Genomic DNA, 22,451 nt, shown 5'->3' on the forward strand with positions numbered 1-22,451 from the left:
TACGTGGGATTCGTCTCATAACACTTTCCCCCTGCGGCCTCGGGCCCTGGAGCTTCTATGGTTGATCACTCTTTACCGCCGCGTCCGCCTCTTGGTACTACAAGTCTGCTCGTCAGGCTGGCGTGTATAGGGGGCGTGGTGGCAGTGTTGGTGGTTGCATTTGCCTACGTCAACGGCACCCTCGACCCACAGCGTCTGCGGCCAAAGACCTTGGTCAATGCCCTGGAAACCAATAACGGCGTACACCCGGGCTTTCGCCGCAATCATGCCAAAGGTGTGTGTGTGGCGGGTTACTTCGAGGCGAGCACAGAGGCGCGTGCTTACTCCAGCGCCCAGGTGTTCAGCGAGGCCAAGACCCCGGTGATTGGCCGGTTTGCTTTGCCCAGCGGCAATCCATATGCACCGGACAGCAGTGTGCCGATTCGCAGTTTTGCCGTGCAATTCAGCCAGGCAAACGGCCAGCAGTGGCGAACGGGAATGAACAGTATGCCGGTGTTTCCGGTGGGCACGCCCGAGGCGTTCTACCAACTGCTCAAGGCGGGTGCGCCAGACCCGGCCACCGGCAAGCCGAACCCTGCGAACATGCCGGCGTTTTTTGCCGCACACCCGGAGACGGCGCCGTTCCTGGCCTGGGTCAAGACTGCCAAGCCATCGGCCAGTTATGCGACGCAAACCTACAACGGCATCAATGCGTTTTACCTGGTGGGCGAAGGTGGCAAGCGTCAGGCCGTGCGGTGGAGCGTGGTGCCGCAAAGCCAGGACGCGGCGGGTGATGCTGCGCCGTCGGGCAGTGACTTCCTGGAACAGGATTTGGTGCAGCGCCTGGCCGCCGGGCCTTTGCGTTGGCAGTTGAACATGACCCTGGCCAACCCCGGCGACCCCTTGGATGACGCGAGCAAGACCTGGACCGGCCCGCATACGCAGCTCAACGCCGGCACTCTGGTACTGCAAAGCAGCCAGCCGCAGGCAGACGGTGATTGCCGTGATATCAACTTTGACCCGCTGATTTTGCCCAGCGGTATCGAGGCCTCCAACGACCCGTTGCTGGCCGCACGCTCCGCCGCGTATGCCAGTTCGTATCTGCGCCGTGCGGGTGAAGTCAGCCCGTTGCACAGCCCCCCTCAGGAGTCGAAGCCATGAATGCTCAACCGCGTTTTTTTGCACCGCTGGCGCGTCTGTTGCACTGGCTGATGGCGCTGATGATCATTGCCATGCTGTTTATTGGTGCGGGATTGGCGGCGTCGGTGTCGGAACGCCATGAATGGCTGATCCACCTGCACAAACCGCTGGGTATTGCGATCCTGGCCCTGGTGCTCGTGCGTTTGGCCGTGCGCTTTGCCACCCGGCAACCGCCGTTGCCAGCCGATTTGCCGATGTGGCAAGTGCTGGCGGCCAAGGCTTCCCATGTGCTGCTGTATGCGTTGATGCTGGTGTTGCCGCTGCTGGGCTGGGCGATGATTTCGGCCGCCGGTGACCCGGTGATGCTCAGCAGTTCTGTGCAACTGCCAGCGCTGGTAGGGGCGAATGCGCCGTTGTTTGCGCTGTTGCGTAAGGCTCACGGCTACCTTGCCTATCTGTTGTTCCTGACAGTGCTTGTGCACTTGGCGGCGGCGCTGTTCCACGGGTTGATCCGCCGCGATGGGGTATTGCAGAGCATGACCGGCACCCGGGATTGATCGCTTCTGTGGCGAGCAAGCTCGCTCGCCACAAAAAGCTTGCCACAAGGGTTAACGCAAAAGCCCGACGATATCGGCGACGCTGCTCAATACGTCCTTGCCCAGCTGTTTCGATCGATCGCCCGACCAGCCGGTACGCGGGTTGGGCGCATCGTCGTTGTCCTTGAAGGGCATCTCCAGGGTCAGGGACAGGCAGTCGTACTTCTCACCGACTGCGTTGCAGGCCAGGGTCATGTTAGCTTCGCCCGGCAGGTCGCGGGTGTAGCAGTAGGTGGTTTGGAAGTCCCGGGTCAGATGGCTCAGGTGGTTGCGAAAGTGTTTTTCCAGGGCTTCGATGCGTGGGGTGTAGCCTGGATTGCCTTCGCAGCCGGCGGTGAAGATGTAGGGGATTTCTTCGTCGCCATGGATATCGAGGAACAGGTCCACGCCGTACTTTTCCATTTGCTGCTGCACAAACAGTACTTCCGGGCTGGTTTCCTGATTGGCGCTCTGCCAGGCGCGGTTGAGATCCTGGCCCATGGCGTTGGTACGCAGGTGACCGTGAAAAGCGCCATCGGGGTTCATGTTGGGCACCAGGTACAGGTCGGCCACTTTCAAGAGTTTTTTCAACTCCGCGTCACCGTCCTTTTGCAGGCGTTCAATCACGCCCTCCATAAACCATTCGGCCATGTGTTCGCCGGGGTGCTGTTGGGCAATGATCCACACCTTACGGCGACCTTCAGCCCCTTTGCCACGGCGCAACATTTGTATATCGCGGCCCTCGACACTCTTGCCGGTGGCCAGCAGCTTGACGCCGGCGTACTTAAGGGCTTGTTCGATCAGCCAGTCGTGACGTTCACGGCTGTAGGGTTCGAAGTAGGCGAACCATACGTGCTTTTCGCGGGTCTGGAGCGTGATATGCAGGATCTCGCCATCAAAGCGCGTTGGCACCCGGAACCAGTTGATATGGTCATAGGATGCCACGGCGTTGTAGCCGCTCCAGGCGTGTTTATAGGATGAGCCACCGGCGTTGCTCAATCGAAAAGTGTGGGTGTGCCCCACATGCATGCCTTCGGCCTTGAAGTGGAACCATTGAAAATGTTTGCTGCGGGTGTCGGGTTTGATTGCCAGTAACAACTGATAGGCATCGCTGGCATCCAGGACCTGGATATTGCCGCTGTCGAAGTCGGTGCTGATCTTGATGGAGGTCAAGGCCACGGTCATAGTCTGGTTGCCTGAATATGAGTGATGTGGCGGCTATATTACACAGAGGTCAGGTAAAACCTGGATGCAAAATTGTTGCACGGGGAGGGGGCGTCATCCCTGACGCCGCGGCAGCTTAGGGGCTATGAGATTGATTCTCAAGCGCTATTTCGCAAAGATCCGGGCTAGAGCTGTCGTGTGGCTTTCTTTCGACGATGGTCTTTTGCTACCATGCGCGCCATCGAGCAACACACAGTCTTCATTAGCCTGAAGCCATGCCAGGGAAACTGGCAAAAAAAAGACCCGGCCAAAGAGCCGGGTCAAAAACCGTGATTAGCCTGATGAGGAGATATTCCAAGAGTCCGACCTAAGGTCCCTTGGTCTATCGACTGATCTCGCGATCAGCTTGGTCCAATAATAATCATTATCATTTGCAAGTCAAATGTTTTTATCCCTTGGATAGAAATATTTTTCTTTCGTGTCTGTTACGCGTTTGCCTGGGCCCCCGGCGCTTGCAACGAGCGCTCCACCATCGCCTTCGCCATATCGATCAAATACACCACGGAAAACGCCAGGTCGCGCTGATTGCCTTGATGGCTGCACGCTGATTCGTAGGCGGTTGCCGCAGCACTGCGCAGCAGGTCAGACGCGTGAACCAGGGCTTCCTCTTGGCTGACGCCCGGCTTGATCGCGAACAGGGCACCCTCCACGGCTGGTGCCGACATATCTTCTTTCAAGTAATAGTCCAGCGCGCGCTGGGCCGCGCCGCTGTGGCACATGTTCTGTAATTCAACCTGTTCGGGTATTTCAGGCAATGAAAGCGGGCTATTCGTCATAAGCGGCAGTACTCCGGTGGGTGTCGAAATCCTTAGGCTTGATGATAGTACGTATCGTATTTATGTCGTTTTATGGATTACTACAAACTGTTTATTGCCCCGAAAAATACGCACCGTATTGTCAGGCGCCATGGATAACTGGATAGCGTTGGTCAAAGCCAACATGAAAGACCGCAAGGTCACGCAGGAGCAACTGGCAGAGCGCCTGGGTATGTCCCAAGGCGGCGTCGGCCATTGGCTCAACAAGCGCCGAGTGCCGAGCCTTGCGGACATGAACCGGGTGCTGGCCGAGCTCGGGCTGGGCTACCTGGAGGTGGCGCTGGAGATTCGCGAACGGGCCGCGCAAGAGCCTGCGTTGCAACAGCACTACAACCCGTATTTTCGCTATCCGGTCAGCGACTGGCAGCAGGCGTGCGAGCTGCGCGAAGAACGTGCACTCTATGGGCCTGGCCGCTACGAATTGAGCGATTACCACGCGCGTGGCGAGGCGTTCTGGCTGCCTGTAACGGGCGACGCCATGACCGCGCCCACGGGCATGAGCATCGGTGCCGGGACGATGATCCTGGTGGATCCGGCCATCGATCCTGTACCCGGCAAACTGGTGGTCGCCCAATGGTCTGGCAGTTCCCAGGCCACTTTTCGCCAATTGCAGGAAGAGAGCGGCCAGCGCTATCTGGTGCCGCTCAATCCGACGTACCCCAAGGCGCTGCTCACCGACGACTGCCACATCCTTGGCGTCGTGGTGCAAGCCACCGCGAAGTTCTAGGCGGTAGTTTCAAGCTCCACCAGCGCGCTGCCTTCGGCAACCATTTCACCTTCCTGGCAGAACAGCGCCTTGACCACCCCGTCATGGGGCGCACGGATGCTGTGTTCCATCTTCATGGCTTCGAGTACCACCAGCTGTGTGCCAGCCTCAACGGTTTGGCCTACCTCTACCAGCACACGAACGATGCTGCCGTTCATCGGTGCGCTGAGACCGCCCTGATGAGATTGGCCGGCCTCGACCGCCGCAATCGGGTCGAACAGCCTGACGGCATGCATCTCGCCATTCCAGCGCAGGTACAGGCTGCCTTCGTTGCGGACCGCCAGATGGGCACGGCGCACACCCTGGTGTTCGATCAGCAGCTGCTCGCCGCACAATTGTGACGTGTTGGCCAATGTCACCAGCCGATCCTGCCCGTTGCAGCTCAGATGCAGCGACACTTCGGCGGGCAGGCCCGCACGAAAGCCCTGGTTATTGGCCCAAGGCCCATCACCTACCGGCAGGCTCTGCATAAACGCCGAACCTGCTGCCTGCCAGAATGCATCGCTCAACGCACCGGGCGCCGGTAACAGTTCATCCTGATAACGCGGGATAAACCCGGTGTCCAATTCGGCCGCCGCGAACGCGGGATGGCCGATGATGCGCCGCAGAAAACCCAGGTTGGTCTTGAGCCCACCCACCGCGAACTCATCGAGCATACTTAAAAGTCGCAGGCGTGCCTGTTCGCGGTCTTCGCCCCAGGCAATCAGTTTGCCGAGCATCGGGTCGTAGAAGGGCGACACGCTGTCCCCTTGCTCGACACCGCTGTCTACCCGACGGCCCGGGCCTGGGCTGGATTCGCGGTACAGCGCCAGGTGACCGGTGGCCGGCAGGAACTCGTTGGCCGGATCTTCGGCATACAGCCGCACTTCAATCGCATGACCGATCAAGGGTACCTGCTCCTGTGTGATCGGCAGCGCCTCGCCCTGGGCGACCCGAATCTGCCACGCCACCAGGTCCAGACCGGTAATCGCTTCGGTGACCGGATGCTCCACTTGCAGTCGCGTGTTCATCTCCATAAAGAAAAACTCGCCACGGGCATCCAGCAGAAACTCTACCGTACCGGCACCGACATAGCCGATGGCCTGGGCCGCACGCACGGCCGCTTCGCCCATGGCCTTGCGTTGCTCAACGCTGAGCCCTGGCGCCGGCGCTTCTTCGACAACCTTTTGATGGCGCCGCTGGATCGAGCAGTCGCGCTCATTGAGGTACAGGCAATGGCCATGCTGGTCGGCAAACACTTGAATCTCGACATGGCGCGGCTTGAGCAGGTACTTCTCCACCAGCATCTGCCCATTGCCGAAGGACGACAGCGCCTCGCGCTGGGCGGAGGCCAGGGCATCGGCCAATTGGCTGACATCCTCGACCACCTTCATGCCCTTGCCGCCGCCACCGGCCGTAGCCTTAAGCAATACCGGGTAGCCAATACGCTCACAGGCGGCGCGGAAGGTCTCCAGGTCCTGGGCCTCGCCGTGATAGCCCGGCACCAGGGGCACACCGGCGGTTTCCATCAATGCCTTGGCCGCCGATTTGCTGCCCATGGCGTCGATGGCGGCAGCGGGCGGGCCGAGGAAGATCAAGCCTGCTGCCTCGATGGCCCGGGCAAAGCCAGCGTTTTCCGAGAGGAAGCCGTAGCCGGGGTGAATCGCCTGGGCGCCACTGGCGTGGGCGGCGGCAATCAGTTTGTCGATTTGCAGGTAACTGTCGGTGGCTTTGCTGCCTCCCAGGTCGACACGAATATCCGCCTCGCGGCTATGGCGCGCATCACGGTCGATGGCGCTGTGCACGGCCACGGTCGTCAGCCCCATGGCCTTGGCAGTGCGCATGACCCGGCAGGCAATCTCGCCACGGTTGGCTACCAGTACGGTGGTCAGTGTGCTCATGAGCGCGGCTCCTGGGCTTGCCAGCTCGGCGCACGTTTTTGCAGGAAGGCCCGCAACCCTTCCTGGCCCTCGGCGCTTACGCGAATGCGCGCAATGGCGTTTTCGCAATAACGTCGCAGCGCCGGGGTGAGGGCACCGTTGCCCACTTCACGCAGTAAATCCTTACTGGCGCGCATCGCCGCCGGACTGTTTTGCAGCAGGTTGGCCACCCACTGGTCCACTTGGTGGTCCAGGCTCTCGGCCGGATAGCTCTCTGCCAGCAAGCCGATCTCCTGCGCCCGCTGGCCGCCAAATCGCTCAGCCGTCAGAGCATAGCGGCGGGCCGCGCGTTGGCCGATGGCCTGCACCACGAATGGGCTGATCACTGCGGGCGCCAGGCCGATGCGCACTTCCGACAGGCAGAATTGCGCGTCATCGGCGCCGATGGCCATGTCGCAGCAACTGATCAACCCAAGCGCGCCACCATAGGCCGCACCTTGCACCACGGCCAGTGTGGGGATTTTCAGCTTGGACAGGTTGTACATCAGCTCCGCCAGTTCGCGAGCGTCGTCCAGGTTGGTGTGGTAGTCCAGCTCTGCCGACTGCTGCATCCAGGCCAGGTCGGCGCCGGCACTGAAATGCTTGCCGCGCCCGCGCAGTATCAGAAATCGCAGGGACGGGTCGGCTTGCACCCGGTCCAGGGCGATGATCAGTTCGCGGATCATTTCGGCATTGAACGCGTTGTTCTTGGCTTCACGACTGAGCCACAGCGTGGCAAAGCCACGGCTGTCGGTGATCAGTTCGAGGGTGTTGAAATCGTTCATGGGGTGCAGCTCCATTTACATGCGGAACACGCCGAAGCGGCTCGGCTCGATGCGGGCGTTCAGTGCGGCGGACAAGGCCAGGGCCAGCACGTCGCGGGTCTGCAACGGGTCGATGACACCGTCATCCCACAAGCGCGCGCTGGAGTAGTAGGGGTGGCCCTGGGTTTCATACTGGTCGAGGATCGGCTGCTTGATGGCGGCTTCCTCCTGCGCACTGAAACCGCTGCCTGCGCGCTCAGCCTGCTCGCGCTTGACTTGTACCAGCACCCCGGCGGCCTGTTCGGCGCCCATCACGCCAATGCGTGCGTTGGGCCACATCCACAAGAAGCGCGGGTCATAGGCGCGGCCGCACATCCCATAGTTACCGGCGCCAAAACTGCCACCGATGATCACGGTGAACTTCGGCACCCTGGCGCACGCCACCGCCGTAACCAGCTTGGCACCATGTTTGGCGATGCCGCCGGCTTCGTATTTCTGGCCGACCATAAAGCCGGTGATGTTTTGCAGGAACAGCAGGGGGATCCCACGCTGGCAAGCCAGTTCGATAAAGTGCGCGCCTTTCTGCGCGGCCTCGGCGAACAGGATGCCGTTGTTGGCCAGGATCGCAATCGGGTAGCCATGCAAGTGCGCAAAGCCGCAGACCAACGTTGTCCCGAACAACGCCTTGAACTCGTCGAACACCGAAGCGTCCACCAACCGCGCGATGACTTCGCGCACATCGAACGGCTGCTTGGCATCCGCCGGAATCACGCCGTACAGCTCTTCGCTGCTGTACAGCGGTGCCACGGGCGGGCGCTGCAGCAACTCACCTTGTTTGCGCCAATTGAGGTTGGCCACGCTGCGCCGGGCCAGCGCCAGGGCGTGTTCATCGCTGTCGGCGTAGTGGTCGGCCACGCCGGAGATCTTGCAGTGCACATCGGCGCCGCCGAGGTCTTCGGCGCTGACCACCTCACCGGTGGCCGCCTTCACCAGCGGCGGGCCCGCAAGGAAAATGGTGGCTTGCTGGCGCACCATGATTGCTTCATCGGCCATCGCCGGCACATAGGCGCCGCCGGCGGTACATGAACCCATCACCACGGCGATCTGCGGGATGCCCTGGGCGCTCATGTTGGCCTGGTTGAAGAAGATCCGCCCGAAGTGTTCGCGGTCGGGGAATACCTCGTCCTGGCGTGGCAGGTTGGCGCCGCCGGAATCCACCAGGTAGATGCACGGCAGACGATTCTGCTCGGCGATGGTTTGGGCGCGCAGGTGCTTTTTCACTGTCAGTGGGTAGTAGGAACCGCCTTTGACCGTGGCATCGTTGGCGACGATCATGCACTCGACGCCTTCCACACGGCCGATTCCGGCAATCACGCCAGCCGCCGGTACGTCTTCGCCATACACCTGATGAGCCGCCAGTTGGCTGAGTTCAAGAAACGGCGAACCCGGGTCGAGCAAGCGATTGATGCGCTCCCGGGGCAGCAGCTTGCCGCGCGAGGTGTGGCGTTCCTGGGCCTTGGCACCGCCACCCTGTTGCACGTGGGCGAGCAGGGTATGCAGGGCGTCGACCTGTGCAAGCATCGCCGCGCTATTGGCGGCAAATTCCGCCGAGCGCGGGTTGAGTTGGGTATGCAGGGTGGCCATGACGCGCTCCTTCAGCGGGTTTCGTTGAACAGTTCGCGACCGATCAACATCCGCCGAATCTCACTGGTGCCGGCGCCGATTTCATACAGCTTGGCGTCACGCAACAGGCGCCCGGCGGGGAATTCGTTGATATAGCCGTTGCCGCCCAGGATCTGGATCGCATCCAGGGCCATCTGCGTGGCGCGCTCGGCGCTGTACAGGATCACACCGGCGGCGTCCTTGCGCGTAGTCTCGCCGCGCTCGCATGCTTGGGCCACGGCGTAGAGGTAGGCGCGGCTGGCGTTGAGCTGGGTGTACATGTCGGCAACCTTGCCCTGGATCAGCTGGAATTCACCGATGCTCTGGCCGAACTGCTTGCGGTCGTGGATGTAGGGCACGATCAAATCCATGCACGCCTGCATGATCCCGGTGGGGCCGCCGGACAGCACCACGCGTTCGTAGTCCAGGCCGCTCATCAGCACTTTCACGCCGCCATTGAGCACGCCGAGGATGTTTTCTTCCGGTACTTGCACGTCATCAAAAAACAGCTCGCAGGTATTGGAGCCGCGCATGCCCAGCTTGTCGAACTTGTTGCTGCGACTGAAGCCTTTCCAGTCGCGCTCGACGATGAAGGCTGTGATGCCGTGGGGGCCTTTTTCCAGGTCGGTCTTGGCGTAGATCACATAGGTATTGGCGTCGGGGCCGTTGGTGATCCAGGTCTTGCTACCGTTGAGTACGTAGTGGTCGCCGCGTTTGTCGGCGCGCAGTTTCATCGAGACCACATCGGAGCCGGCATTCGGCTCGCTCATGGCCAGCGCGCCGATGTGCTCGCCGCTGATCAGCTTGGGCAGGTACTTGAGTTTCTGTTCGTGGTTGCCGTTGCGATTGATCTGGTTGACGCACAGGTTGGAGTGCGCACCGTACGACAGCGCCACCGAGGCCGAGCCGCGGCTGATTTCTTCCATGCTCACTACATGGGCCAGGTAACCCAGGCCGGCACCGCCGTATTCTTCCGGCACGGTGATGCCCAGCAGGCCCATGTCCCCGAACTTGCGCCACAGGTCGGCGGGGAACAGGTTATCGATGTCGATCTGCGCCGCACGCGGTGCGACTTCCTTGGCCACAAAGGACTGCACCTGGTCGCGCAGCATGTCGATGGTTTCGCCGAGGGCGAAGTTCAGGGACGGGTAACTCATGGGCAGGCACCTTAATGTCAGCTTTGTTGTTGTGTGGATTGGGCGCAGGAGGAGGGCGCTCACCTTTACGTTAACGTAAGCTTGCGTTGCGGTGCTGTCAATCGTAGTTTACGTTTACGTCAACCTACAAAAAAGACAACAAGGGGTCGTTATGGATCAACCGAATCAGAGCTACAGCCGTGGCTCTCAGGACAAGCGCTTGCTGGCGATGACCATTGGCCAGGCATTCGATCAAACCGTCGCGCAGTATCCCGATGGCGAAGCCTTGGTGGTTCGCCATCAGCAGCGGCGCTACACCTGGCGGCAACTGGCCGAGACGGTTGATCTGCATGCACGGGCGTTCCTCGCCTTGGGTATGCAGATCGGTGACCGCCTGGGTATCTGGGCGCCCAATTGCGCCGAATGGCTGATCTGCCAAGTGGCAAGCGCTAAGCTCGGTGTGATCCTCGTCAATATCAACCCGGCCTATCGCAGCAGTGAGCTGGATTACGTGCTCAAGCAATCCGGCTGCCAATGGCTGGTGTGCGCCGGTTCGTTCAAGAGCTCCGATTACCACGCCATGCTCCAGGCATTGAAGCCTGAGCTGCGCGGCCTCATCAGTCTCGATCCCAGCCCGCCGCCTGAATTCATGCCTTGGTCGCAACTGTCGGCCCTGGGCGCCGGAGTTAGCCCCGAGCAACTGCAAAGCCGGCAGACCAGCCTGCACTTCGACCAACCCGTGAATATCCAATACACCTCCGGCACCACCGGTTTCCCCAAGGGTGCCACCCTCAGTCACCACAATATCCTCAATAACGGTTACATGGTCGGCGAAAGCCTGGGCTTGACCGCGCAGGACCGCCTGGTCATCCCGGTGCCGCTGTATCACTGCTTCGGCATGGTGATGGGTAACCTCGGTTGCATCACCCACGGCACCACCATGATCTATCCCAATGACGGTTTCGACCCGCTGCTGACATTGACTGCCGTCGCCGAAGAACGAGCCACCGGCCTGTATGGCGTGCCGACCATGTTTATCGCCATGCTTGATCACCCAGGCCGGGCCGCGTTCGACTTGGCCAGCCTGCGCACCGGTATCATGGCCGGGGCGACATGCCCGATCGAAGTCATGCGCCGGGTCATCAACGAACTGCACATGCGCGAAGTGCAAATTGCCTACGGCATGACCGAAACCAGCCCCGTGTCGCTGCAAACCGGGGCGGATGACGATATAGAACGGCGCGTCACCACGGTGGGCCGCACCCAACCGCAACTGGAGACCAAGATTGTCGATGATGCCGGCAACACCGTGGTGCGCGGCGTGATCGGTGAACTATGTACGCGCGGCTACAGCGTGATGCTCGGTTACTGGAACAACCCCGACGGCACCCGCGAGGCAATCGATGAGGCCGGCTGGATGCACACCGGCGACCTGGCAACCATGGACGAGCACGGCTACGTCTGCATTGCCGGGCGTAACAAGGACATGATTATTCGCGGGGGCGAGAACGTGTACCCGCGTGAGCTGGAAGAGTTTTTCTTCACCCACCCGGCAGTGGCCGATGTGCAGATCATCGGTATTCCGGATGAGCGTTACGGTGAAGAAATCGTCGCCTGGATCAAGTTTCATCCCGGCCATGTGGCCAACGAGCTGGAACTGTCGAGCTGGTGCAAGGACCGCATCGCCCACTTCAAGACGCCCAGGTACTTCAAGTTTGTGGACGAGTTTCCGATGACGGTGACGGGCAAGATCCAGAAATTTCGCATGCGCGAGATCAGCATTGAGGAGTTGGCGTCTGCCCGAGAATGAGCCGTGGGGCGCTTTGTAGCGCGGGCTAGCTGAATACCACCGTTTGAAGCGCGAACGATCGCACATTGATCGTTTGTTCCTTCAAATGGAGTTTGGTAAATGAGTGAGCTTGATCAACCTGACAGCAGTCAATCAACGGCGGTGCAGAGCGTTCATGCACGGGTGATACAGGACCGGTTGCCGTCCTGGTACGGCGCCGCCGACCTTAAGCGCAAAAAGGAGTTTTCTGAAACGCAGTTCGCGATGCCCGAATGGTATAAAAACTTGTCGTCGGGGAAAAAGTTGAAGCTGAGTGATGCTTACATCCGCAGCTTTAATTCGCTGAATAGACTGGATCACAGTTTTAATGGGCTTAAAGGGGTTGTGGATTTTGCCGAACCACTTTTAGTGGCGGCCATGAAAGAAAAATTCGGTGGGCGTCACAATGTAAGGCAGCTATTTTTTGCCACTGAAAAGTTGATGCCGGCTGATCGCTCTAAAGTCTTTGGGCGAGAGGCATCATGTTATTGCTATTACGAAGGTGTTAGTCTGCTTGAGGCGGCATTAAAGAACTTTGCGATAGAAGATACCCTTGAGGTGGCCGATCAGAACGCCAGGCTTATCACTCAGTATGATTTTCATCGACAATCGCCCTCTTATACGTTCAATCATACACAAACGCTCGGCGGTAGAGTCTCGATACAACCTCATTTGTTTGCCAGCCTGTGCCGAGAATTGGATTTGGGTACGCAATACTTGAGGCATGTCGAGTCGTTTATCTGTCCCGAAGACACACCCAACTTTGCAGCGGGCACCGCCACCAAGACCATGCGTAATCGCATGTTGAATTCGGCCAGGTATCAGTTCCTGTTCGCCGCCGAGGTAGCGCTTGGGTGCGGGGATATTCAAGAAGACACCTATCAGGTGATGCGGAAAACAGCGGATAACCATCAGGAATTAAAGTGGCGAGAGAAAACACTCGCTTATTCGGGGCTTAAGTTGCTTGGGCAGCCGCTGGCGCAAATTGTTGTTATAGGTAATGTCAATGTGCAAGTTGCTCATCGCAGCCTGGTGTTCATGAATGAGCCTTGTGTGGTGTTCATTCCAGGAGATCCTGTTTGTATGTTGAAGGAATACTCGAGTTTGACAAGCTTCAAACTTGATTTGGTTGAGCGATTGTGCTTGGTAAGTTATCGAAGGTTTTTTAGTCAGTTCATACCCTACGAGCAACAAGGTGTATTTTTTACAAAGCTCAAGCGGCATCTTGATCCCTCCGGTAAATTTTCTGAACGTGAAGATTATGATTCTGACAAAAAGGATCTCAGGGGCGTCACCGCTTCTTATGGGGGGCGTTTTTCGGTGTTGTGGCGCGAACACGCTTGGCAAAAAGCCAATCTAATACTGAGGAATGCGCAAGCGATGGCCGTTTCCAATGATGCGGCGGATCAGCGTGCACGTAACGCCTGGTTGGTGAAAATGGGCAGCATGGCTTTGAATGTATTGAATGTTGCAGTTTTTATTTCCCCGAGCTGGCTCCCGTGATGCTCGCAATTGGGGCAGCGCAAATGTTATGGGAAGTCGCATCGGGAATAGCGGCGTGGGACGAAGGGGATACAAAAGCGGCATGGGCCCATGTTTCGGCCATTGCCTTTAATGTAACTACGGCGGCGGTGGGGGCCAAGTTGTTTCCGCTGGTCAAGACGGCATTTGTTGAAAGCCTGTCCCACGTTCGTTGCCCCGATGGAAATATCCGTCTGTATTCTCCTGACCTGAGGCCTTATCAGCGCCAGGTCACAATGCCTGATGGTCTCACGGCCAATGAAGACGGATTGTTTGAACATGAAGGGGGGTTATACCTGCGGGAAAAAAATAACACGCATTACTTGGTGGAGCGGATGGGTGCCAGCAATGACTTTAAAATCCTGCATCCGGACAACCCGGCGGCTTATACCCCAAAGGTAAGCCGTACGGGCGCCGGGGCGTGGGCACATGAGCACGAGAACCCGATGACATTGACCGGGCCGCAGTTGATGCAGCGGTTGGGCCCGATGGCAGAGCGTTTTGCCAATGAGCCTCTTAAGCTCGAACGCATAGTGCAAATGACTGCAACGGAAGTGGACACTCTACGTAAGATACATACAGACTAGGCAGCACTGCCCGCGCTACTGACCGATACCTTGAAGCGACTTGAAATGGATAATGTCGTGGCAGAGGAAGTTTCCACTGTCAGGGCCTCACAGAGAGCGGCGTATCAATCTGACCTTTTCAGCCAGCGCTACGCCGCCGCCGAGGGTGGAGAAAGCGCGACAGTAAGGTTTATCAAACGCTTATTCCCTTCTCTACCCTCGGCGGTTGTCGAGGAACTGTTGAACGGTGCCAACTCCTCCGAAATGCAAGCGCTCACCGAGCGCCAACGTATGCCGCAGAACTTGGCTGAAGAGGCCCGTCATTATCAGCAGCAGGTGCGTTTGGCGCGAACGTATGAAGGGTTATACCGAAAAACCCTGGCCAATGACGACACGCAACGCATGGTGCTGCACAGTCTGGATAAACTTCCTGGTTGGCCATCAGACCTGCGCATTGATGTTGTCGAACGGCTGCCGGGTGGAGAGCGCCTACTGGATTCGGTGGGGCCAGAGAATGCGGCGGTCAAGCGTCGTTTCATCAAGTTCGGTCCCAAGAACCTTTATGAGGTACAGGACGAAAAAATCGCGGTATTGAACCATCAGGCGGACATCTATGGGGCTGTACAGTCAGCAGTTTCTCCTGAGGATTGGAGGGCGATGAACCTGACGGCCTCTGATCGCGGCGCGAGTCTGAAACAGGCACTGGAGCAAATGCCGCTGATGCCTCGCGATGAACTGCGTGCGTTGCTGCGCATGCAGCCTGCCAAACCACGCTACAAACCGCCAATGCGCCTTGCCGATGGACGCTTTGGTTATCCATTGAGCCCGGTAGGCGGTGCGGGTCGTCGACCTTATGCATGTGAAAGGGCAGCGTTAGACCTTTATCCGTCAATGTCCATCGCGCAGGTGGATCAGATACTGGGGCTAGAGGGCGTCAACGATATTGAATTTATGGCAAAAATGGATTTGCTCAAAGACGAGTTCAAGCAACTCAATACAGAGTTGGACGCCTGGCGGGCCGACGGTGATAGCCAGCAACGCAGGACCCGTGGCCGGGTCGTCGTTGCCATCAAAGATGCATGGCAGCGTCGGTCGCCGCAACAGGCCATGGCCGCCGAGCAAGAGCACATGGCGTACATCCTGCGCTTGGCTGATGAGCAACCCGGTGAGTTACCGGCGATTACGGCGAACATGGACCATGTGGACTGTTTGGATTTATCCAGAATGTACCTTTCGGATGCGTCCTTGCCCTTCTTGCGCGCATTCGGCGGTTTGCGCTGGTTGGATATCAGCTCTAGCAACTTCACGCAGCTGCCGGAGTTTGCCAACGGTGGAGCCGGTTTGACCTGGCTCGATATGAGCAGTAACGACATTCGGTTGACGAGGCAAAGCCAGGCGCATCTCGAAGGCATGCAGCGTTTGACCGTACTTAACCTCTCCCATAACCGTCAGTTGGGATGGGCCGCCGATCTGAGCAACATGCGTGACTTGAACAGGCTGAATCTGGCGAATACCGGAACGACAACGTTCCCCAGAGGCGCCGAACGACTGCATAACCTGAACCGGATCGATCTGCACACAAACGCGATTACTCAGCTGCCCGAGTACGCCGTTGAGAATCCGGACCGAATCAACGTGCATGAAAATCCTGTGTCGCAAGTAGTCCTTACCGATGACCACGTCACCCTGGCTGAGGCGCGCAGGTTGTGGCTGCACGATTCCCCCCCAGCCATGCAGGCCGGTCGCGGCGAAATGTGGGACCAGCTCAGTTCCAGCCCTGAGGCGGCGGCATTTTTTACCGTGGTGGCGGACACAACCCGTTGTGCAGAGTACAAATCCGGGGTTACCCGGCCGCAACTGGCGGAGCGCGTTTGGGACATGATTGGGGCCGTCCATGAGAACCAACACACTCGCGATGTATTGTTTAAATCAGCTGATGATCGCGTTACCTGTGGTGACGGGAGTGTGCTGGAGTTCATGAACATGGAAACTGATCTGTTGGTGGAAAAATCGCTTGAGAGGGTCGGAGAGCATGACGTTGAGGCGACCTTGATTGGCACCGCAGAGCGACCATTTCGCCTGAAGCTGGTAGATATCATCGCTGAGCGTGACGTTGAGTCGCGCGGGCCGGCCTTCACCGAGCAGGCCGAAGTCATCTTTGCTTATCGCTCCGGCTTGGCGCAGCGACTGGATTTGCCGATCAAATCCCTTGAAATGCTCCATCGCCCTATCGCGGGTGTGGCCCCGGAGACTCTTGATGCTGCCTATGTACAAGTGCTTGAGGGCGAAAAAAACATCAGTGAAAAAAGTCATTTTTTTGTGGACATGGAATTTTGGAGAAACCAACTTCGCGCCCAATACCCACAGGACCTCAGCACCCTGACGATGGCCGATTTTGAGGTAATAACCGAGAAGCAAGAGGCGTTGGAAAAGGTGGTAGATCTGCAGAACACACAGGATGACCTTGTAGAGCAGGATGCAAAGAAGGCTTGGCAGCTAGAGTACGAGACAGCGCTTAACAGAGTTGCCAGCCTGCTGGGTAAGAGCCGGGATCAAATTCTGGCCGATGGGTCAATGACCAGTGGTTTCTATAACCAGGAAATGAAACAACTGAGGGCGCAGCGACAAGTCAAGGAAACAGCTGCGCTGCGGGCTTTGACGGTTACTGTGCTTAACCAATTTTCGACGAAGAAGGTGGCGTCCGCCTAAGTCACATAAGTGCAAGCAGCACAAAGGGGACCCGAAGGTCCCCTTTAATTTGTCGTTGCGTGCTCTTTTCTTATTATTGAGGGGCGGCCTGTTGTTGTTTTTGGTAGCCGTGGCCCGTACCGCTATTTTTGGCAACCCCCATCCGGGGTCAAGAGCAAACGTATTTTTTTGAGCGCTGACCTGCTTCTTCGTAAACGATCCAACCAGTGGTAGCTACCTGAGGTAGTTTTATTTTTCTCTATCCGGTTGCGGGTTGCGGCATGCCGTACCCTGCGAAGCACATCTTCTCCAAAAAAATCTGTTAGCTGCGTCTCTGCCGTGTTGTTTTTGTTATGTCAGAGTCGTTTCGTCTTGTTTTTATTAGGTTTGGCGCTTTTTATTCTTGTTATGCCATAGAGATAGCAGGAGCCGTGCCAACTTTTTAAATTCGTTTAAAATCATGTAGTTAGTATTTATCTGGCAAATAGTTTTGCCTAGGCATGACGAATTATGTTCCCGCGTTACCCGTTGTGCAGGTGTGCGGTAACACATTGTCACAGCTGTGCTACTCAACTGGCGTTACGCACCTTCGCAACACGGGACCCGCTAGGTCGACCAAGGACGTGGCTGATCTGCCGGCCTGCGCCAATCAAGCGTTCCAGGTCGATCCCCGTTTCGATCCCCAAACCGTTGAGCAGGTACAACACGTCTTCGGTGGCCACGTTACCGCTGGCGCCCTTGGCGTAAGGGCAGCCGCCGAGGCCCGCGATAGAGCTGTCGAATACATTTATGCCTTCCAGCAGGCTGGCATAGATATTGGCGATTGCCTGGCCGTAGGTGTCATGGAAATGCCCGGCCAGCTTGTCCCTTGGCACTTGCGCCCCGACCACCTCGAACAGGCGCCGAGTTGCGCCCGCGGTGCCCGTGCCGATGGTGTCACCCAGGGACACTTCATAGCAGCCCATGGCGTACAGCTCACGGGCGACCGCGGCCACTTGCTCCGGGGCGATATCGCCTTCGTAAGGGCAGCCCAACACGCACGACACATACCCGCGCACGCTGATGCCGTGCTGTTTGGCCGCGGCCATGATCGGCGCGAATCGCTCCAGGCTTTCGCTGATGGAGCAGTTGATATTGCGCTGGGAAAAAGCCTCGGACGCCGCGGCAAACACCGCAACTTCCTTGACCCCGGCCGCCAGCGCATCCTCAAACCCGCGCAGGTTCGGCGCCAGTGCACCGTAGGTCACGCCGGGCTTGCGCTGGATCTGCGCGAATACCTCAGCCGAACCGGCCATCTGCGGCACCCATTTTGGCGAGACAAAACTGCCGACTTCGATATAGCTCAAGCCGGCTTCGCTCAACGCGTCTACCAACTGGACTTTGTCCGCCACGCTGATGGGCTGGGCTTCGTTCTGCAAACCGTCGCGTGGGCCGACTTCCACCAGGCGCACGTAAGAGGGGAGGGACATGGCAGTTACCTTCTGGTTAATGGCCGGCTTGGCTCATGGTGTGCGCAAGGGCCTGGGTGCAACGCTCTTCGGCGGTGTCCAGTTCCAGCTTCATTTGTTCGATATCCAGCAGTTGCTGTTCCAACTGTTCGCGGCGTTCGGCGATCTTCGCCAACATGCTGTTGAGCTGGATCTGGTTGCCGCCGCTGGGGTCGTAGAGTTCGATCAGTTCGCGGCATTCGGCCAGGGAAAAGCCGATGCGCTTGCCCCGCAGGATCAGCTTGAGGCTGACTTTGTCCCGCGCCGAGTAGATACGCTCCTGGCCCCGGCGTTCCGGGGCCAGCAGGCCTTGTTCTTCATAGAAGCGAATGGCGCGGGTGGTGATGTCGAGCTCGCGGGCGAGGTCGGAGATGCTGTAGGTGGTGCTCATGGCGGTGCTCAAGAAAGGCTTGGCGCTAAGCTAATTGCAGGTTGACGTGAACGTCAAGGGGCGCTGCGCGTGCCATCGGGGGCAAGCCCCCTACCACAATGGGTATTCTTGAACCTTAGGATTGCTGTTTGTCGAGCTTCTTTTCGTGGGCGGTGACTTGCTGGCACAACTCGATCATCTGCTCGCGCATCCAGCGGTTTGCCGGGTCCTGGTCGGTGCTTTCATGCCAGTACAGGTGGGTTTCCACCGGGGGCACGTCGTTGACCGGCAGGTTGAACCAGTGCAGTTCATGGCGACGAGCGAAGCGTTCGGGCACGGTCATGACCATGTCGGTCTGCTGCAACACTTGCGAAGCCATCAGGTAGTGCTGCGAGCGCAGGGCGATCTTGCGCTGGATGCCCATTTTGCCCAGCGCCAGGTCCACATGGCCCAAGCCATTGCGACGGCTGGAGATATGGATGTGGGTTAATGACAGGTAGTCATCCAGGCTGAATTTGTCCTTGCCTGCCATGGGGTGACCCTTGCGCATGGCGCACACGTAGCGGTCTTCCATCAATTTGACATGGCGCACCTGCGGGTCGGTGTTGAGCGGCGCATCCACGGCAAAATCCAGGCGCCCGGCGGCCAGTTCCTTGGTGGTCTCACGGCGCTTGGACAGGAAACTCTCGATCACCACGGTCGGCGCCAGGCGGCGCAGGCGCTGGAACAATAACGGCAGAATCACCGCTTCAGTGAGGTCGGTCATGCTGATGCGGTAGGTCTTGGCGGCCTGCTGGGGATTGAAAATCCGGCTTTCCTGCACCGACACGCGCAGCAACGACAGCGCATTGCGCACCGGGCCGATGATGTTCTGCGCCATCGGTGTGGGCACCATGCCTTGGGCGGTGCGCACAAACAGCGGGTCGTTGAAGGTTTCGCGCAGACGTGCCAGGGCGTTGGACACTGCCGGCTGGGTGATGCCGACGATCTGCCCGGCGCGGGTCAGGTTGGCTTCGGTATAGATCGCATCAAAGACGATGAAGAGGTTGAGGTCGACCTTGCTCAAATTCATTTCGTTGCGCTCTTATTGTGAGTGTCCATGCGCCGATCATATATCGGTGATGAATGTTAATACACACCGAGAATAGGCTAGGTAAATTATCAGCGCTGTTCTAGCATCGAATACATGACCTAAACAACCTCTCAAAGAAGGGAGCTGCTCATGGATTTCGCCTATTCGCCCAAGGTTCAGGAACTGCGTGAGCGCGTCACTGCGTTCATGGACGCATACGTCTATCCGGCCGAGCCGGTGTTTGAGCGCCAAGTCAGCGAAGGTGATCGCTGGCAGCCCACGGCCATCATGGAAGAGCTCAAGGCCAAGGCTAAAGCCGAGGGCTTGTGGAACCTGTTCCTGCCGGAATCCGAGCTGGGCGCTGGCTTGACTAACCTTGAGTACGCGCCGCTCGCGGAAATCATGGGGCGCTCGTTATTGGGCCCGGAGCCGTTCAACTGCTCCGCTCCCGACACCGGCAATATGGAAGTGCTGGTGCGCTACGCCAACGAAGAGCAGAAACAACGCTGGCTTGAACCACTGTTGCGGGGAGAGATTCGCTCCGCCTTCGCCATGACCGAGCCCGATGTCGCTTCTTCGGATGCCACCAACATGGCCGCCCGCGCCGAACGCCAGGGCGATGAGTGGGTGATCAACGGCAAGAAATGGTGGACCTCCGGCGCCTGTGACCCGCGTTGCAAAATCCTGATCTTCATGGGCTTGAGCAACCCGGATGCGCCGCGCCATCAGCAGCACTCGATGATTCTGGTGCCGGTAGACACCCCCGGCGTGAAAATCGTGCGCCCGTTGCCGGTGTTCGGCTACGACGATGCCCCCCATGGCCACGCCGAGGTGCTGTTCGACAACGTGCGCGTGCCGTATGAGAACGTCTTGCTGGGGGAAGGTCGTGGCTTCGAAATCGCCCAGGGCCGCCTTGGCCCGGGCCGTATCCACCACTGCATGCGCTCCATCGGCATGGCTGAGCGTGCCCTGGAATTGATGTGCAAACGCTCGGTGAGCCGCACCGCGTTCGGCAAGCCGCTGGCCCGCCTGGGTGGCAATATCGACAAGATTGCCGACTCACGCATGGAAATCGACATGGCGCGCCTGCTGACCCTGAAAGCGGCGTACATGATGGACACCGTGGGCAATAAAGTGGCGAAAAGCGAAATCGCCCAGATCAAGGTGGTGGCGCCGAATGTGGCCTTGAAGGTGATCGACCGTGCGATCCAGATCCATGGCGGCGCCGGGGTTTCCAATGATTTCCCGCTGGCCTATATGTACGCCATGCAACGTACCCTGCGCCTGGCGGATGGCCCGGACGAAGTGCACCGCGCGGCGATCGGCAAGTTCGAGATTGGCAAGTATGTGCCGCGCGAGTTGATGCGCGGCGGGCAGTAACACCGCGTCACCTCTATCGGGAGCAAGCCCCCTCCCACATTTTGACGGTATTCACAAATCCAAGTGTGGGAGGGGGCTTGCCCCCGATGAGGCCAGTCCAAGCACCTCAAACTCCAAGGCTCAGTACACCCAAACCTCCACCCGCCGATTCTTGATCCTACCTTCGTCCGCGGTATTCGCCGCCACCGGCATTTGCGCGCCAAACCCGCGAATATCCTTGAGCACCACGCCGCTCTTTGCCAGCTCGCGGCGCACCGCCATCGCCCGTAACTTCGACAGCAACGCCGCACGTTGCGGATCGTTCTTGGTATCGCCAAAGCCCACCAGCGTGACCTGCTTGTTCAGCTTGCCGTGGCTTTTGATATAGGCCACCACCCGCTGCAAATCCTGGCGTGCCTTGTTGTCGAGGCTGGCGCTACCCTCTTCGAAGCGAAAATTTACCGTCAGGCGCTGAGCGTCGCGGGCGATGGCCTGGTAGTCGTCAGGCATTGACGGGCGAGGTGTCACGCCGATCGCCTGCACCTGCTGGGCGATAAACCCATTGGCCGCCACAATCGCCTGGCCTTTACTGGATTGGGTAAAGTCCACCAACGCCTTGGCCCACGGATTGCGGGAGGAGGGCGGCAGATAAAAGAACAGCCGTCGCGACAGCGGGTAATCTTCGGTGGCGATGAGGCTGGTCAGCGGCAACATCGGTTGCGAGTCACCATCGGCAATCGCCACTGCTTTAGCCTGACGCACATAGGGCAGGCCGATAAAGCCGATACCTTGGGGATCCTGGCTGACGGCATCGGACAGCTGTTCGCTGGATTCGAAACGCTTGGCTGACGGCGCGAGCGGCTGCTGACGTCGGCTCAACACCAGTTCCCTGAAGGTGTCGTAGGTGCCGGACTGATCATCACGGGCATATAAATGAATGGCACCGCCACTCCCGCCCAACGCCTCCCAGGTGCTGACTTCGCCGTTGAAGATCTGGGCCAACTGCTCGGTGTCAAGAGTATTGAGTGGGTTGCGTGGGTTAACAATGATCGCCAGGCCATCAATGGCGATGACCTGTTCGGCATCGGGGCTTTTCAGGTCGCCCAGAGGTTCAAGGTCCACCAGTTCGCCGTCCTTGATCGCGCGGGACGCGGCGGCGAGGTCCGCGCGGGTATTTTTCAGCGCGGCAAAGCCGGTGCTGGAACCGTGGGCCGCGACTTCGATGGTCACCGTCTTGCCTTGGTGCGTCGTGCCGACCACGCTCTGTTCATTTGCCCCGGCGCCCGGTTCGCTGCGCACATCCCGTAAGCCTTGATGCTCCATCAAACCCATGACCAACGCCGGGCCGAGTGCCGCGCCAATGGTGTTGGAGCCCTGGATGCGCAGGGCGGGACCTTGGCCGGGGACGGGAAGAGGGGCTGCCACGGCGGGGAGGGCGATCGCAATACACAGGAACAGAACGCGCAGCATCATGCCGGCACCTTCTCAAGCCAAAGGAAGTGCCGCGAGATTAAGTCAGTTGGGTTGCAGCAATGTGACTGATGCATCGCAAGGCTAAATGTGGGAGGGGGCAAGTCGAATCGTCGCACCGCCCCTCCCAC

The 22,451-nt window shown here is 58.8% G+C and carries 18 protein-coding genes; 8 read left to right on the forward strand and 10 right to left on the reverse strand.

The annotated features are described in order from the left end of the window. Positions 1 to 57: 57 nt before the first annotated feature. Positions 58 to 1,140 carry a catalase family peroxidase gene (locus TK42_RS13880; RefSeq protein ID WP_078821699.1) on the forward strand — a complete coding sequence of 361 codons (1,083 nt, stop codon included), beginning with the start codon at positions 58 to 60 and terminating at the stop codon, positions 1,138 to 1,140. After that, positions 1,137 to 1,676 carry a cytochrome b gene (locus TK42_RS13885; RefSeq protein WP_032880561.1) on the forward strand — a complete coding sequence of 180 codons (540 nt, stop codon included), beginning with the start codon at positions 1,137 to 1,139 and terminating at the stop codon, positions 1,674 to 1,676. Before TK42_RS13880 ends, TK42_RS13885 begins: the two co-directional genes overlap by 4 nt. A 51-nt stretch (positions 1,677 to 1,727) precedes the next feature. Here TK42_RS13885 and TK42_RS13890 read toward each other — a convergent pair whose 3' ends face one another. Both TK42_RS13890 and TK42_RS13895 read right to left on the reverse strand, forming a co-directional pair. Beyond that, on the reverse strand, positions 1,728 to 2,879 hold the full coding sequence (locus TK42_RS13890) for a M14-type cytosolic carboxypeptidase (protein WP_103734468.1): 1,152 nt from the start codon (positions 2,877 to 2,879) through the stop codon (positions 1,728 to 1,730). A 464-nt stretch (positions 2,880 to 3,343) separates the two neighbouring features. Next, positions 3,344 to 3,694: a DUF6124 family protein gene (locus tag TK42_RS13895; RefSeq protein WP_177464476.1), complete on the reverse strand. Its 351-nt coding sequence runs from the start codon at positions 3,692 to 3,694 to the stop codon at positions 3,344 to 3,346. Positions 3,695 to 3,824: 130 nt separating this feature from the next. Between TK42_RS13895 and TK42_RS13900 the strand changes: the two genes are divergently transcribed. Continuing rightward, positions 3,825 to 4,460, forward strand: coding sequence for a LexA family transcriptional regulator (locus TK42_RS13900; RefSeq protein ID WP_103734469.1), 636 nt, complete (start codon positions 3,825 to 3,827; stop codon positions 4,458 to 4,460). Here TK42_RS13900 and TK42_RS13905 read toward each other — a convergent pair. Genes TK42_RS13905 through TK42_RS13920 form a run of 4 tightly spaced genes read right to left on the reverse strand, consistent with a single transcriptional unit; the run spans position 4,457 to position 9,980 of the window. Next, positions 4,457 to 6,379: an acetyl/propionyl/methylcrotonyl-CoA carboxylase subunit alpha gene (locus tag TK42_RS13905; protein WP_103734470.1), complete on the reverse strand. Its 1,923-nt coding sequence runs from the start codon at positions 6,377 to 6,379 to the stop codon at positions 4,457 to 4,459. The two genes, TK42_RS13900 and TK42_RS13905, sit on opposite strands and share 4 nt — an antisense overlap. After that, a complete protein-coding gene (locus tag TK42_RS13910; RefSeq protein WP_032880565.1) occupies positions 6,376 to 7,182 on the reverse strand; it encodes a gamma-carboxygeranoyl-CoA hydratase in 807 nt (268 codons plus the stop codon). The genes TK42_RS13905 and TK42_RS13910 overlap by 4 nt, the downstream gene beginning before the upstream one ends. 15 nt (positions 7,183 to 7,197) lie before the next feature. Beyond that, a complete protein-coding gene (locus TK42_RS13915) occupies positions 7,198 to 8,805 on the reverse strand; it encodes a carboxyl transferase domain-containing protein (protein WP_032880566.1) in 1,608 nt (535 codons plus the stop codon). Positions 8,806 to 8,816: 11 nt separating this feature from the next. Next, complete coding sequence (locus TK42_RS13920) at positions 8,817 to 9,980, reverse strand: isovaleryl-CoA dehydrogenase (RefSeq protein ID WP_005789212.1); 1,164 nt, start codon at positions 9,978 to 9,980, stop codon at positions 8,817 to 8,819. Positions 9,981 to 10,131: 151 nt separating this feature from the next. Here TK42_RS13920 and TK42_RS13925 point away from each other — a divergent pair, with 151 nt between their 5' ends. The 4 genes from TK42_RS13925 to TK42_RS13930 all read left to right on the forward strand — a co-directional run bounded on the left by TK42_RS13925 (position 10,132) and on the right by TK42_RS13930 (position 16,583). Next, positions 10,132 to 11,769 (forward strand): AMP-binding protein, encoded by a 1,638-nt coding sequence (locus tag TK42_RS13925; protein WP_103734471.1) that lies wholly within the window; start codon positions 10,132 to 10,134, stop codon positions 11,767 to 11,769. Between the two features lie 99 nt (positions 11,770 to 11,868). Further along, on the forward strand, positions 11,869 to 13,290 hold the full coding sequence (locus tag TK42_RS27115) for a dermonecrotic toxin domain-containing protein (RefSeq protein WP_256584583.1): 1,422 nt from the start codon (positions 11,869 to 11,871) through the stop codon (positions 13,288 to 13,290). Beyond that, a complete protein-coding gene (locus TK42_RS27120; protein WP_256584584.1) occupies positions 13,287 to 13,895 on the forward strand; it encodes a DUF6543 domain-containing protein in 609 nt (202 codons plus the stop codon). Before TK42_RS27115 ends, TK42_RS27120 begins: the two co-directional genes overlap by 4 nt. A 57-nt stretch (positions 13,896 to 13,952) precedes the next feature. Further along, a complete protein-coding gene (locus tag TK42_RS13930) occupies positions 13,953 to 16,583 on the forward strand; it encodes an NEL-type E3 ubiquitin ligase domain-containing protein (protein ID WP_256584586.1) in 2,631 nt (876 codons plus the stop codon). A 548-nt stretch (positions 16,584 to 17,131) separates the two neighbouring features. Here TK42_RS13930 and TK42_RS13935 read toward each other — a convergent pair. From TK42_RS13935 to TK42_RS13945, 3 genes are all read right to left on the reverse strand, one after another. Then, a complete protein-coding gene (locus TK42_RS13935; RefSeq protein WP_005789205.1) occupies positions 17,132 to 18,031 on the reverse strand; it encodes a hydroxymethylglutaryl-CoA lyase in 900 nt (299 codons plus the stop codon). A gap of 16 nt (positions 18,032 to 18,047) precedes the next feature. Next, the gene (locus TK42_RS13940; RefSeq protein WP_005789203.1) at positions 18,048 to 18,440 is read right to left on the reverse strand and encodes a MerR family DNA-binding transcriptional regulator; all 393 of its coding nucleotides are present in this window, start codon (positions 18,438 to 18,440) and stop codon (positions 18,048 to 18,050) included. A gap of 115 nt (positions 18,441 to 18,555) precedes the next feature. Beyond that, positions 18,556 to 19,491, reverse strand: coding sequence for a LysR family transcriptional regulator (locus tag TK42_RS13945; RefSeq protein ID WP_032880570.1), 936 nt, complete (start codon positions 19,489 to 19,491; stop codon positions 18,556 to 18,558). Between the two features lie 150 nt (positions 19,492 to 19,641). Between TK42_RS13945 and TK42_RS13950 the strand changes: the two genes are divergently transcribed. Continuing rightward, positions 19,642 to 20,871 (forward strand): acyl-CoA dehydrogenase, encoded by a 1,230-nt coding sequence (locus tag TK42_RS13950; protein WP_103734472.1) that lies wholly within the window; start codon positions 19,642 to 19,644, stop codon positions 20,869 to 20,871. Between the two features lie 120 nt (positions 20,872 to 20,991). Here TK42_RS13950 and TK42_RS13955 read toward each other — a convergent pair whose 3' ends face one another. Further along, on the reverse strand, positions 20,992 to 22,323 hold the full coding sequence (locus TK42_RS13955) for a substrate-binding domain-containing protein (protein WP_103734473.1): 1,332 nt from the start codon (positions 22,321 to 22,323) through the stop codon (positions 20,992 to 20,994). Positions 22,324 to 22,451 lie beyond the last annotated feature (128 nt).

This window comes from Pseudomonas sp. GZJR-8, from assembly GCF_002916705.1.
In the GTDB taxonomy this organism is placed as follows: domain Bacteria; phylum Pseudomonadota; class Gammaproteobacteria; order Pseudomonadales; family Pseudomonadaceae; genus Aquipseudomonas; species Aquipseudomonas synxantha_A.